The organism is Winogradskyella eximia, assembly GCF_003386165.1.
GTDB classification, from domain to species: Bacteria; Bacteroidota; Bacteroidia; order Flavobacteriales; family Flavobacteriaceae; genus Winogradskyella; species Winogradskyella eximia.
This window is the reverse complement of sequence record NZ_QRDV01000009.1, coordinates 42,338-55,549: the sequence shown is the minus strand read 5'-3', so window position 1 is coordinate 55,549 and position 13,212 is coordinate 42,338. Positions and strand designations below refer to the sequence as shown.

Annotated in this window: 9 protein-coding genes; 3 read left to right on the top strand and 6 right to left on the bottom strand. The window is 31.0% G+C overall.

Annotated features, from left to right (window positions below; genetic code table 11):
• Window positions 1-8: 8 nt before the first annotated feature.
• Both DFQ10_RS16260 and DFQ10_RS16255 read right to left on the bottom strand, forming a co-directional pair.
• Window positions 9-2,078, bottom strand: a complete 2,070-nt coding sequence (locus tag DFQ10_RS16260; RefSeq protein ID WP_115818509.1) for a tetratricopeptide repeat-containing sensor histidine kinase — start codon at window positions 2,076-2,078, stop codon at window positions 9-11.
• Window positions 2,079-2,407: 329 nt separating this feature from the next.
• Entirely contained in the window at window positions 2,408-3,535 is a 1,128-nt protein-coding gene (locus DFQ10_RS16255) for a glycoside hydrolase family 53 protein (RefSeq protein ID WP_115818508.1), read from the bottom strand.
• A gap of 145 nt (window positions 3,536-3,680) precedes the next feature.
• Between DFQ10_RS16255 and argS the strand changes: the two genes are divergently transcribed.
• The 3 genes from argS (at window position 3,681) to DFQ10_RS16240 (ending at window position 7,970) form a co-directional block, all read left to right on the top strand.
• Window positions 3,681-5,462 carry an arginine--tRNA ligase gene (argS, locus tag DFQ10_RS16250; protein ID WP_115818507.1) on the top strand — a complete coding sequence of 594 codons (1,782 nt, stop codon included), beginning with the start codon at window positions 3,681-3,683 and terminating at the stop codon, window positions 5,460-5,462.
• A 55-nt stretch (window positions 5,463-5,517) separates the two neighbouring features.
• The gene (locus tag DFQ10_RS16245) at window positions 5,518-6,570 is read left to right on the top strand and encodes a helix-turn-helix domain-containing protein (RefSeq protein ID WP_147299240.1); all 1,053 of its coding nucleotides are present in this window, start codon (window positions 5,518-5,520) and stop codon (window positions 6,568-6,570) included.
• Window positions 6,571-6,671: 101 nt separating this feature from the next.
• Entirely contained in the window at window positions 6,672-7,970 is a 1,299-nt protein-coding gene (locus DFQ10_RS16240) for a carboxypeptidase-like regulatory domain-containing protein (protein WP_115818505.1), read from the top strand.
• A gap of 71 nt (window positions 7,971-8,041) precedes the next feature.
• Here the strand turns inward: DFQ10_RS16240 and DFQ10_RS16235 are convergent, their stop codons facing one another.
• From DFQ10_RS16235 to DFQ10_RS16220, 4 genes are read right to left on the bottom strand one after another with little or no spacing between them, the layout of a single operon-like run.
• Window positions 8,042-9,319 (bottom strand): acyloxyacyl hydrolase, encoded by a 1,278-nt coding sequence (locus tag DFQ10_RS16235; RefSeq protein WP_115818504.1) that lies wholly within the window; start codon window positions 9,317-9,319, stop codon window positions 8,042-8,044.
• Between the two features lie 41 nt (window positions 9,320-9,360).
• A complete protein-coding gene (locus DFQ10_RS16230; protein ID WP_115818503.1) occupies window positions 9,361-11,673 on the bottom strand; it encodes a TonB-dependent receptor plug domain-containing protein in 2,313 nt (770 codons plus the stop codon).
• Window positions 11,666-12,562 carry a FecR family protein gene (locus DFQ10_RS16225; protein WP_115818502.1) on the bottom strand — a complete coding sequence of 299 codons (897 nt, stop codon included), beginning with the start codon at window positions 12,560-12,562 and terminating at the stop codon, window positions 11,666-11,668. Before DFQ10_RS16225 ends, DFQ10_RS16230 begins: the two co-directional genes overlap by 8 nt.
• A 57-nt stretch (window positions 12,563-12,619) precedes the next feature.
• On the bottom strand, window positions 12,620-13,135 hold the full coding sequence (locus DFQ10_RS16220; protein ID WP_115818501.1) for an RNA polymerase sigma factor: 516 nt from the start codon (window positions 13,133-13,135) through the stop codon (window positions 12,620-12,622).
• Window positions 13,136-13,212 lie beyond the last annotated feature (77 nt).

Sequence of the window (13,212 nt, the reverse complement as noted above, 5' to 3'; positions counted from 1 at the left end):
AAAATTAATTAAACCTTAGACTCTGCTTTTGGTAGCTCAACAAAGAATTTACTACCAACGTTTTGCGTACTTTCTACCCAAATTCTACCATTGTTTAATTCTACCAAGTCTTTGGCTATAGTTAAGCCTAAACCAGTTCCTTTTTCATTTTTAGTTCCGGTAGTTGTGAAGTTTTTATGTGCAGCAAATAATTTATCAATATTATCTTTAGCAATACCAACTCCAGAATCTTCAATACAGATTAAAGCTTTACCGTTTACATCGATATTAGAAATGGTAATGACATCACCTGTTCTGCTAAATTTAACTGCGTTTGTAATTAAATTCTGAATTACAATCTCAACCATACTGCGATCTGCGTAAATAAAATCGCGTTGTGATTCATCAATAAGAACAATCCTTTTGTCTTCAACTTTTTGTTCTACTAATGCCATTTTAGAATGAAAAACATCTTGGATATTAAACAATTCTGGTTTTGGTTCTAAATTTTGCATTTGAGATTTAGACCAGTTTAATAAATTAAATAAAAGTGAAGATGCGTTATTCGCGTTCTCGCTTAATTCTGGAATCAGTTCGTAAAACTCGTCTTTAGAAATGCTACCTTCTTTTAGTAAATCTAAAAATGCTTTAATAGAGGAAATAGAATCTTTTAAGTCATGCGAAACAATAGAGAAAAGTTTATCCTTTACTTGGTTTACTTCCTCTAAGTGATGTGTTTGTTCTAAAATAGCATCCGTTCTTACTAGCTCTTCTGCAAATCTTTCCTTTTGTATCTCTAATTCCTCTCTATGAGATTTTGCTTTTATGAAACTAAAGATTAAAAGAGCAGTTAGTAATGTAAAAAGACCAATTGCACCGTATATAATATAAGGATTATTAAGCCAATTTGTTGATGATTTTAAAAGTGGTGTTTGTTGATTTGATTTTAAAGGATTACTACTGTTAGTTTCTGTGTTGTTTTTTGTAATTAAATCTAAAGCTGCAACATCTGTTGGAAAAACAGGTTGGTCTATTTTTGAAAGTGAGTCTTTTAAATTATAAAACTTATTCTGCCAAAAGAAAGCATTTTGAAAATAGCCACGAGTAGAGTCTAAGGCAATATGGAGTTTGTAATTTTCTAAAAGTTCAGTTTTGTTATTTGTTTTTTGAGCAATTGCATACGCTTCATTAAGTTGTTTTTCGGCTAGTTTAACTTTCTTCTTTTGAAGATTAAGATTTCCTATTGCATTCAATGCTCTTAAAACGCCTTCTTTATTGTCTTGTTTACGATTGTATTTTAAGCCTTCAACTAAGTATTCAGACGCTTTATCATATTCTTTAAAACGCAAATATTCACTACCTAATTTAGGAAGTATTTCACCACGTAAATCCTGATCGGTTTTTGGATTTAAAATATCTAAAGCTTTTTCATAATATTCAATTGCTTTTCTATGCTCTTTTAATAAAGAGTATAGTTCAGCAATATTTTTAGTTGAAGATTTAATCCCATTTTTGTCCTGAATTTGTTTTCTGACTTCTAAAGCTTTAAAATTAAATTCAATTGCTTTATCAATTTGATTTGTTTTGTGATAAGCCTCAGCTAAATTATTGTAAGCTGTACTCAATTCATCTTGAAGATGTTGCTTTTCAAAAATATCGATTGCAGATAATGAGTTTTGTAACCCAATAGCATAATTTCCACGTCTAATTTCTACTAAACCTATACTATTACTCACTTTTGCAACGCCTAAGGTATCGCTGATTTGAAGGTATAAATCTCTAGATTTTTTGTAGTTATCTATAGCATTAAAATAGTCGTTATGTTCTGTGTAGATTAATGCTCTATAGTAGTTGCTTTCAGCAAGTCCTTTAATATAATTTAAATCTTTTGCAAGCTTTGAAGTTTGGTTAACGTAAAGCAAAGCTTTGTCATAATCTTTAACGTCATAAAGTTTACTAATGAGAATAAGCGACTTATCTACTTTTGTAGAATCTGGGTTTAGATATGTCAACTGAACCGTCAGTTCATCTATTTTTTCATCTTGCGAAAAAATAGCAAACGATATAAGACAAACAGCTAATGTTAGTATCTGTTTCATCTTAATATAGTATTAAAATGAATTGCGCTGTTTTGGTGCGAAAAACTTTTATAGAGGGATAAAAAAAGTAAGTTAACACAAAACAATAACAACTTAGTTAAAGTTTGATCATCAAGCTTCATTAATGTTTGGGACATTGATTAATAGCCTACCAAAAGTGCTACTATGTATACAAATATGCTAATATTTAGGTCTTAATACTAATAAATTAGATGAACGGTCAATATTATTTTTAGAAAAAATCCACCTATCGATTAACGGTAAAAATCATGGGAGTATAGCTGTTTTGTCGATGAAATGCACGTTTTTGTTAGGGTGTTGTTTTTTAGTTAGTTAGTGTTAAAAGCGTCTAGTATTGGTAGTGCTTTTAAATTGAAATCAAACACACATTGATTCTCCCAAGACGTGCCATTTGTTGAGGTGGTTTCGTTACCGTTAAAGGCTACCCAATCTGGGGCCCAATAACAAAATCCTATGCCTTTATTATTCGGAATATTTTTAATTGTATTAATCAACCATTCTAAGTATGCTTTTTGTCCTTGAGGTGTTGGTGCAAATTCTGGAATAGTTTGATTTATACTACCAATGTAGTTTGTTAGATTGTCATTCCATTGTAACGTAAACGGATAGGCAACTTCCACCATTAAAATTTCTTTATCAAATGTTGTTGCTAAGGTGTTTAATTTAGAAGCGACCACATCTAAGTCTTTGGTTTGAAATTGAGGGTAGTATGACAAGCCAATTATGTCAAAATCGAGATTATAAGTTTGAAGCTCATTAAAAAAGTAAATAGAATTTTCTACACTACTATGGTGTAACATTATTTTAACTTTACCTTCAGTATCAACTTCTCTAACAGCTCTAATGGCTTCGGTAACTAAATCAGCGTAGTTAACCCAGTTATCATTAAATTCATTCCAAACCTTACCATAATCCCAAAGAAAGCCGCTGTCGGTTTCATTACCAATTTGAATTATTTCTGGTAAAGTATTTTGTGCCTTTAATTGTTGAACCACATTTTTAGTATAATTATAAATAGCCGCCTTTAAATCTTCTATCTCTAAGTTTTGCCATGCAGCAGGAGGTGTTTGTGTTCCAGGATCTGCCCAAAAGTCGCTGTAGTGAAAATCGAGAAGGAAGTTCATCTCTTTAGTTTTAATGCGCTGAGCATAAGATTTTACATCTTCTAAGCTGTTTTGTCCATCTTGCGGAGTGTGCCATAGTTTTAAACGAATTAGATTTGTGCCTTTAGATTTAACAAAATCGAGTAGCTCTACAGCGTTTCCGTTTGCGTCTTTATATGGCACATTGTAATCTTCTAATTCACTTTGAAAAGATAAATCCATTCCTTTATAAAAGGTTTCTGTAACCATTGGGCTATTAGTGTTGTCATCCTTTTTAGAGCATGAAACCAAAACAATAATGATTACCGAAAGCACGTATTTTAATAATTTCATGTTGAATAGTTATTTTGGAGTACCGTCTTTCTTCAATTTATTAGACGACTTCCAAAGTTAAGTAATAATGTCTTTATAGAATCCTAATAAAACAATAAAACCATTATCTTTGCAAGCGTTTTAAAATACTACAATAAGGCAGATTATGAATCTTCAAGATACTCTAGAATTACACGTAAAAGCAGCGATAAAAGCGTTGTTTCAATCAGACTTAGAATCCGTAGAATTTCAAGCTACTCGTAAAGAGTTTGCAGGAGATATTACAGTGGTTGTATTCCCAATGTTACGTGTAGTAAAAGGAAATCCTGCAGTTATAGGAGAACAAATTGGTCAGTATTTGTTAGATCAAGTAGATTTGGTAAAAGGATTTAACGTGGTTAAAGGGTTTTTAAATATTGAGATTAGTGATTCTTATTATCTCAATTTCTTTCAAGCTATAAAAGAAGATTCTAAATATGGTTTTGTTGAGCAAAAAGACGATAAAGCTATTATGGTAGAGTATTCGTCACCAAATACCAATAAGCCTTTGCATCTTGGACACGTTAGAAATGTTCTTTTAGGTTATAGTGTTGCCGAAATTTTAAAAGCTTCAGGAAAGAAAGTTTACAAGACTCAAATTATTAATGATAGAGGTATTCATATTTGTAAGAGTATGTTGGCTTATCAGAAATTTGGAAATAATGAAGCTCCAACTAAAGATTTGAAAGGTGATAAATTGGTTGGTAATTATTATGTGAAATTCGACCAAGAATATAAAGCTGAAATTGCAGAATTAGTTGCTCAAGGTCAATCTGAAGAAGAAGCCAAGAAGAATGCTCCATTATTATTAGAAGCACAAGAAATGTTGATTAAATGGGAGGCAGGAGATGAGGATGTCGTTGCGCTTTGGAAAAAAATGAACCAATGGGTTTATGATGGTTTTGAGGTAACTTACAAAAATATTGGTGTTGATTTTGACACGTATTATTACGAGAGTAATACTTATTTGTTAGGAAAAGAGTTTGTTGCAGAAGGATTAAAAACGGGTGTCTTTTTTAAGAAAGAAGATGGTTCTGTTTGGTGTGATTTAACTGAAGATGGATTAGATGAGAAAATAGTATTGCGTAGCGATGGTACAGCTGTTTACATGACGCAAGATATCGGAACAGCTATTCAACGTATTAAAGATTATCCAGATGTTGGAGGTATGGTTTATACAGTTGGTAACGAGCAAGATTACCACTTTAAAGTTTTATTTTTAATCTTAAAAAAATTAGGCTTCGATTGGGCAAAAAATCTATTCCACTTAAGTTACGGAATGGTAGATTTACCAAGCGGAAAAATGAAGAGTAGAGAAGGAACTGTTGTAGATGCTGATGATTTAATTCAAGAAATGGCAGTTACAGCTGAGGAAATTTCTAAAGAACTTGGAAAGCTTGAAGAATATAACGAGGAAGAGAAGCAAGCCCTTTATAAAACCATTGGTTTAGGTGCTTTGAAATACTATATTTTAAAAGTAGATCCTAAAAAACGAATTTTATTTGATCCTAAAGAGTCTATCGATTTTCAAGGAAATACAGGTCCTTTTATTCAGTATACTTATGCGAGAATTCAGTCTATTTTAAGAAAGGCAGATTCTAATAACGTCGCAGAAACGTCATCTAATGATGAAATTGTTTTGCACGATAAAGAAAAACAATTGATTAAACAATTAGAGTTATTTCCAGAAATAATTCAAAATGCGGCAGAACAACACAGTCCAGCTTTAATTGCTAATTACACTTACGAATTGGTTAAGGAGTTTAATTCATTCTATCAAAATGTTTCTATTCTTGGAGCTGATTCAGAGGTAGAAAAGAGTTTTAGAGTGGGCTTATCTAAAGTGGTGAGTCAAACTATTAAAAATGCATTTCAGGTATTAGGGATTCAAGTGCCAGAGCGCATGTAGTTTTGAATAACTAAAAAATATAGCTTAACTTGTGTCAACTCATTAAAGACACATTTTGAATATTGTTCGTTACATATTGTTTGCGCAAGTATTTGTTGCATTTTTTGTAGCTGGAGGTGTGTTTTTTAAATCGAGACAACTTAGGAGTCTAACATTATCCTTACTTATTGCCTTTGTTGGATGTCATATTTTATTATTCTTATTTGGCTCTGGTGAGTTAGTTAATCTACATCCTGAGTTTAAAAGTTGGTTTTATTATGAAATAGCTTTTCTCTTTGGTCCTCTAGTTTTTATTCACTTACAATGTCTTATTTTAAATAAGAAACGATTACGAGCAATAGATGCATTGCATTTACTTCCAATTCTTGTTTTTTGGTTAGGTTATGGAGATGTTTTACTCATGGAAGGAAACATTAGAAGTGAATATATTAATGCTCATTTTTTAACAAGAACCATGTTTTGGAATTACTTGTTGGCCTTTCAGATGATGATTTATGCCATTAGTTCCTCTGTCTTTCTATATCTAAATCGTACAGTGTTATCGGCAAAGCGGTTTCAATATGCAGTGTTTTTAGTAGTGGCTTATGTTTGTTCTTCAATTTTGATTTCTTATTTAACCCATTTTGCAGATGGTTGGCGAGATTTTGCTTGGTATTATGTATTGCTTACTTTTTTAATTTTTGGTGTTGGGTATTTTTTGGTTAAAAATCCAGAGTTCTTACTTCAGATTAAAAAGAAATATTTTGCTTCAAATCTAAGTGAAAAAGATATGCTTCGTATTCAATCTAAAATTCAAAAGGCTTTTAAAAAAGATCAGATGTTTTTAGATGGAAGTTTTAATATTTCGGATCTGAGTAAACAACTTAATGAAAAACAACATCATGTTTCTCAAACATTTTCTGAACTCATTTCTGAGAATTTTAACGACTACGTCAATAAGCATCGAATAGAAATTGCTAAACAATTATTGCACGATCCTAAATATGGTAATTATAAAATTGAGGCCATTGCTTTAGAAAGTGGTTTTAATAATAAAGTAACATTTTATAAGGCGTTTACTAAGTTTGTTGAGCAAACTCCATCTGCGTTTCGTAAATCAAAAAAGTGAATAATAATAATTGTTTACGGTTTAATGAATTGATTTTTAAGTGAAAAGTGGCTTTTGTCGTATCTTAGTAATTGTTAAACCGTTCATTAAAACTTACTGTTATGGAAAAATCTCACACTTTAAAGCGTTGCGCTATTACATTAATTTCAATATTATTTATTGCATTTTCTATGCATGCTCAGACAGGTTTTACCGAATATAATGGTAAGGTGATTGATGGTCGCTCTAATAAGATTTTAGAAGCAGCTAGTTTAAATATTAATGCAACCAATATTAGCACCATTACAAATTCGGAAGGAGAATTCACTTTAAAAGTACCTAATAATTATTCAAATTCTAAAGTGATAATTTCATTGTTGGGTTACAACAGTTACGTGGTTCCATTATCTGAACTATCAACCACAGACAATACTATAAAATTATATATGGCAGTCACGGAATTGTCTGCAGTGAGTATTTCAGCCTATAAGGATGCTGAGAGTTTGGTAAGAAAAGTATTTGATGATAAAAACAAGAACTTGGAGGAAGCAAGTGTTTTGATGACTGCCTTTTATAGAGAAACCATAAAACGCAGAAATAGAAATGTGTCGTTAACAGAAGCTATAGTTAATATTTTAAAACAGCCAATAAGTTCAGATCAGCGTGATGCTATTCAGTTAGGTAAAGCTCGGAAAAGTACAGATTACACCCGTTTAGATACTGTTTCGGTTAAATTGCAAGGTGGTCCATTTTCAACGGTATATATAGATATAATGAAATATCCGGAATATATTTTTACAGACCAAAGTATTGGGACTTACAATTTCTCTTTTGATAATCCTTCAACGATTAATAATAGAAATGTATATGTTATAAATTTTAGCCCAAAGAATTCTTTCCAAGATGTTAATTATATAGGTAAACTTTTTATAGACGTAGAATCGTTAGCTTTAGTAAGTGCAAATTACAGTTTGGATTTAAGTAATAAGAGTAAAACGAAAAACTTAATGGTAAGAAAGAAGCCTAGAGACATTGAGGTTTATCCATTAGAGGCTAACTATAAAGTAGATTATAAAGAAAACGGAAATAAGTGGTATTACAGTTATTCTAATTTAAGCTTAAAATTTAAAATAAATAAAAAACGTGAGCTTTTCAATAAGGTTTATACGTTGGCAAGTGAAATGGCTGTAACGGATTGGGAAGTTAATGTAGCGGATAAAAAAATAAAAAATAAAGATAAATTAAAACCAAGCGTAATAATTACAGATGCTATTTCAGGATTTTCTGATCCCGATTTTTGGGGTGAATATAATCTCATAGAGCCAGACAAATCTATTGAGTCTGCCATTGATAAAATCAGAAAAAATATTGAAAAGCAGAAAAAACGTGAAATCAAAAACTCTTCTAATGGCAAAGCATAGTTATTGCTAGTATGGTAAATTACATAAATGATATAAGAGAAGCTTATTCTTTAGTATGCAGTTTCTTTATATCATTTATGTTTTTCTTTTAAACCAAAACGATATTCGTAACCAATGCTTAATTCTGTAAAATCTGCCTGACCCAAATTAGCGTTTATATGTGCTCCGATGTAAGCATTGTATTTTGGTGCTTTATTGGTAGACCATAAGTAATATTTTAAACCCAATCTGGCAGAAACGGTTCGTTTAATTTCGTAATACCAATCTAATTCTCCTAACACTTCTACGGTTTCTCCATTTTCTAAATCATAAGAATAACCTTGGTTAAGTTGCCAGTCTATTTTATAAAATGGTTTATAAATGTTTAATCCAAGATTGAATTCAATACCAATATGGTCTAGTAATAATTCTGAGGTTGCAAATAGCCCAAAAGTGGTTGCATAACCATAAGGATTATCTGTGAAGTGTGGTACTTGTTCTGCAACTAAAGCTTCGTTGTTTTTTATATAATCATAATAATGCTCGTAGAACCTATAGTAAAATCCTCCACCAAATTTAAAGGTGTTATTAATAATTTTTCCTGCAGAAGCAGCAATAGAATACACCTCTTTTTTAGTGTTGAAATGTGTTGAAAGTACATTTTGTCCTAAACCAAATCTAAAATCAAAATACATTTGAGATTTAGCCCTGAAATTTGGTTCTTCAAACGTATAACTACTTGATTTTTTGTGGTCGATTTTAGCGGAGATACTTGCTGCTAATGAATTTAAACCTTGGTTTGGTAAATTGGTGTGTCCATTAGAATGATGCAAATAACCCAATCCAAATCGCCAATCTGTAGCGTTAGATTTAAACATATCATAATATACAAAAGACCTAAAGGACCAATTGATTTTAGTGGTTATAGCCCTATTGAATTCATTACTAATCTCTTCATATTGTGTATTCATATATGAGCTACCAAAACCAATTTGTAAGTTTAAGCCTTCAATATGGCTTTTTAAAATTGAAAACTCAATAAATGGTAATATTGAGTACGCTTGGCCCACTTTTTCTGAATTTCCAAAATCAGTGTAGCCAAATGAAATACCTGTTTTTGGGTAGTTTAATCTCGCAGCCCATTCTTTGTTTTGACTAAAATTATAGCGTCCGATACTAAGGAATAAGTTTTTTTGAAGTTTGGTTTCTGGGAAATCGGTATTTGCTTCTAGCGTTTTTCCGATGAGAATTTCAGGTATAAAAAACAGTGAATTGTTCTCGCTAGTAGAAGGTGTTTGGGAGAAACAATTTTGATAAAAAACAATTATAGTGAGTACTATAAATAAACCGAAATAGTTTTTATAATGCATTGGTTATAGTTGGTTGGTACTACAATAATAGCATTAAACCATTAAAAATTGATTCTAAAACTAAAATTTGGTGTGATTTTTAAAGAACGGTTATCAATTTTTATAAGTGAATCTTCAGCATCTAAACTGTAATAGCGATTGATAATGTTGGTTTGGTTAAAAATATTCCAAACTGAAGCTCCTATATCTGCTTTTACACCTTTTGAAATTGAAAAATTATAAATCGCAGAAATATCGGTTCTAAAATAAGCTGGTAGTCTTCTACTATTTGGTTCGCTGTATTCTACTACCATGTTGCTTTCGTCTTGCAATGATGATGGTGTTGTAAATGGTCTGCCTGAATGCCAATTAATACCAAAGCCAACTTTAAAATTATTATAGTTGTAAGTTAAAGAAGCATTGGCAACATGTTGTAAATCTATGGTGTTTGGGAAAGAATTTCCGTCGTTTAAATTCTCAAAATGATAATCGTTTTTACTATAAGAGTAGCTTAACCAAGTGCTAAAATTACTAATACGTTTATTAATTAAAAAGTCAATGCCTTTAACAGTATATGAGCCAATATCATTTGTAAATTGAAATTGATTTTGAAACCCTTGGCTTTGGGCTGTAATATTACTAACATTTTTGTAATAGCCTTCAAGTGAAACTAAGAGGTTATTATGATTGTAGCTAATACCAGCAGATACTTGTTGGCTTTTAACTAATGGAGTGTTATTTGTATTTGCTAATTGCCAGCGTCGTTTTTCTATACCTAGAAAGTCTTGCTGTAAATCTATAACTTGAGTAATTGCTTGATTTTTAATTTCTCCTAATATTTCTAACCTAAAGTGATCAGATATTTTTTGGTTAAATGCAAATCTAGGCTCAATAATAAGTTCTTGGAGCTTGCTAAAATAGTTGATTCTTGCACCAAAGCGCAAATACGTATTTCGAGACTGAGAGTAACGCACAATTTCACCAAATAATGCGTGTGATCTTATTATTTCTTTTTTGAGACTTGTAAAATTAGGATTAATAACATCTTCTAAATTGGTGACACCAACTTCATTAAATTGATAACCAAAATTTAATTTTAAACTAGCGCTCAATACTTTTGAAATATCAAATCGCAAACCATAATCTTCAACTTTATTTTCTTGTTCTAAAAGTTGATTACTAGTCACGTTATTGTTTTTTGCATCTAGAACGTAGCGAGAATAATATGTTTCAGCAGATATATTGATTTCATTTTTTAATTGTTTAGCATAATTAGCGCTGGCTCCAAAACTTACTTGATTGAGTTGACTTTTTGTTTCTTGAAAATTATTTTCAGAAGTGGTAAAAACTTGATTATAATATAAGTTATTATACATGTTCATTATGTTCATTCGGAACTTAGAAGTTTTGTTTATATCGTATAAAAACTTAGCATTAAAATCGTGAAACAAAAAACGTTCATCTAGTGCTAATTGAGTATTGTCATTAGTGGTGTTTAATTCCGAATCTCTAAAAATTCTATCAAAATAAGAATCGTAAGTTTCAGAAACCAAAATATCAGTATAAGAACGTCTTGCTGCTAATTGTAGTTCGGTTTTTTTTGAGAGTGGAATTTTTGCATAACCATCAACACTTAATAGATTTCCGCCAATGCCTCCACTTGTTTTTTTATCTAATTCATCAACATTTTTTATAGCAATAGTGCTTGAGACTCCATTGCCAAATTTGGCACTTGTCCCGTTTTTAGAAACTGTGATATCTTCAGATAAATAAGGATTAAAAGCTGAAATTAACCCAAAGAAATGACCTGTTTGGTACATTCTTATGCCTTCGTACAAAATAAGATTTTGGTCATTGGTGCCACCTCTAACATTAATGTTAGAAATGCGTTCGTCTACACTAATGATTCCTGGTAAGTTTTGGACTATTTGTAATACATCGGGTTCAATTAATCCAGGTAAAATTTCAAACGCTTTGGTATCTGCTTCAATAGTTCCGTTGTTGGTTTTAGAAATACCTTTAGTAAGATAATTGATGACTACTACTTCTTCTAAATGCTGAATTTGGTTTTGTAATTCTGATAAGGTTTTTGGTGTGATTGCGATGAAGCGGTCACTTAAAATTTCAAAATTTAATTGAGTAGCGAGTTTTAATTGAGTGATAACCTGATCTAAGGATAATTCAGGATATAATGGGGAAATTGAAATGCCTTCAATTGTTTTGGTTTCAAAAGAAAACTTTACGTGATATTGTTTCTCTATGTCTATTAGAATTTTGGCAAGCGGTTGTTTTTCCTCTTGTTCTTGGCTAAAAGCAAGGTTACATGAGGCAATGGTTAAAAAGAAAAAAAATAAACAAAGTAATTTTTTATTCACGCTTTAGTAAAATAGATTTTCCTGATTTGCTGTAGCTTAAATTTAATGGTATTGTAACAGATTTCAAGGCTAAATCTAAATTATTATGCGTAAAGCTTCCTGTGAATAAACGCGATGTGTCTATTTGGTCCGTATTTATTTGTAAATCATATTGATTTTCAAATTCAGCAATCACATGTTTTAAAGGAACGCTTTTAAAACTACTTTCTCCATGCAACCAAAGAGGTTGTGCGGCAGTTTCTTTATCAGCAGTTAGTTGTTTTCCGTCAATAATTTTGAAGGTATGTCCTGGTTTTAATTTTACGGTTTTATTATTGTGTGTAACGCCAACTAAACCTTCGTAACAAGTAACTTCAAAGTAAGATTCACGCTGTTTTACATTAAACTGTGTGCCTAAAACACTAACTATTCCGTCAGAAGTGATAACATCAAATTTCTCACCTTTGGCAACTTTAAAAAAGGCTTCTCCATTTAGTGTTACAGCTCTTGTTTTACTCCAGCTGTTTTCATTAAAAGTTATTGTTGAATTCGCATTTAAATCTACCGTAGAGTTATCTGGTAATTGAATTGTTGTTTGTTGTGCAACAAGAGTTTCAATGTGTTCGTCTAAGTTTGAAGTATAAAAATAAACACTAAATCCTATAGCTAAAACAGCCGCTATTCTAAGTAACGGTTTTAACCATTGATTGGTTTTTGATGACTGAGATTTAAGATGCGGTTTTAGAGTTTGGTAAGTTTGGTCAACTGAAAATTCTGGAGCTTTAAACCCTTTTAAGGTCGCATCCATTTTAATCAATTGATTATAATCCTCAAGCTGCTCAAAAGCATTCTGCTCTTCAGGATTTAGGTTATTATCTAACCATTTTTTTATGAGTTCTTCTCTTTTCATATTCTGATTTCAACTATATAACAGCCAAGGTTTAAAAATCCCTACCATCTTTAAGTTTTAAAGTTCATCAATATCTTCTCTTAGCTTTTTTAACGCACCATATATACGTTTCTCTACACCTTTTACAGAAATATCTAATAGTTCGGCTATTTCTTTAAAGCGTTTACCTTCAACTCTATTCATTAAAAAAGCTACACGTTGCGCTTCGGTAAGGTTACTAATTGCTTTTTGTAATTTTTGATGGTATTCTTTTTCTTGTAAAACAAATTCTGGTGTTTCGTTGGTAGAATGTTTTTGAGGTTGTTTACTGTATTTTAAAACTACTTTTTGATGCGCAAAAGCATTTAGCATTAAATTATTTGCTGTGGTAAATAAATAACTCTTAGCCTTATTAGGTTCAATTTTGCTACAATTATTCCACAATTTTATAAAAGCTTCTTGAACTTGATCTTGTGGATTTAAGTGTTCGCCAAATTTGTAATACAAAAAATCATGCAAGTTTTTAGCATGTTTTTTATAGATACTTTCAAATAATTGTGATTCGCAAATGTTATTTCGTAAAGGTTTACTCATAGCTTTTTAAAGGTGCCACAAATTATAAATAATATTTTAATAATTGCGAGTAGGACTTTTTATAACTAAACTGTTTT

Bases quoted from the DNA above. Each gene is read 5' to 3' on its own strand.
- DFQ10_RS16260 (WP_115818509.1), bottom strand. From the start codon at position 2,078: ATGAAACAGATACTAACATTAGCTGTTTGTCTTATATCGTTTGCTATT.
- DFQ10_RS16255 (WP_115818508.1), bottom strand. From the start codon at position 3,535: ATGAAATTATTAAAATACGTGCTTTCGGTAATCATTATTGTTTTGGTT.
- argS (WP_115818507.1), top strand. From the start codon at position 3,681: ATGAATCTTCAAGATACTCTAGAATTACACGTAAAAGCAGCGATAAAA.
- DFQ10_RS16240 (WP_115818505.1), top strand. From the start codon at position 6,672: ATGGAAAAATCTCACACTTTAAAGCGTTGCGCTATTACATTAATTTCA.
- DFQ10_RS16235 (WP_115818504.1), bottom strand. From the start codon at position 9,319: ATGCATTATAAAAACTATTTCGGTTTATTTATAGTACTCACTATAATT.
- DFQ10_RS16225 (WP_115818502.1), bottom strand. From the start codon at position 12,562: ATGAAAAGAGAAGAACTCATAAAAAAATGGTTAGATAATAACCTAAAT.
- DFQ10_RS16220 (WP_115818501.1), bottom strand. From the start codon at position 13,135: ATGAGTAAACCTTTACGAAATAACATTTGCGAATCACAATTATTTGAA.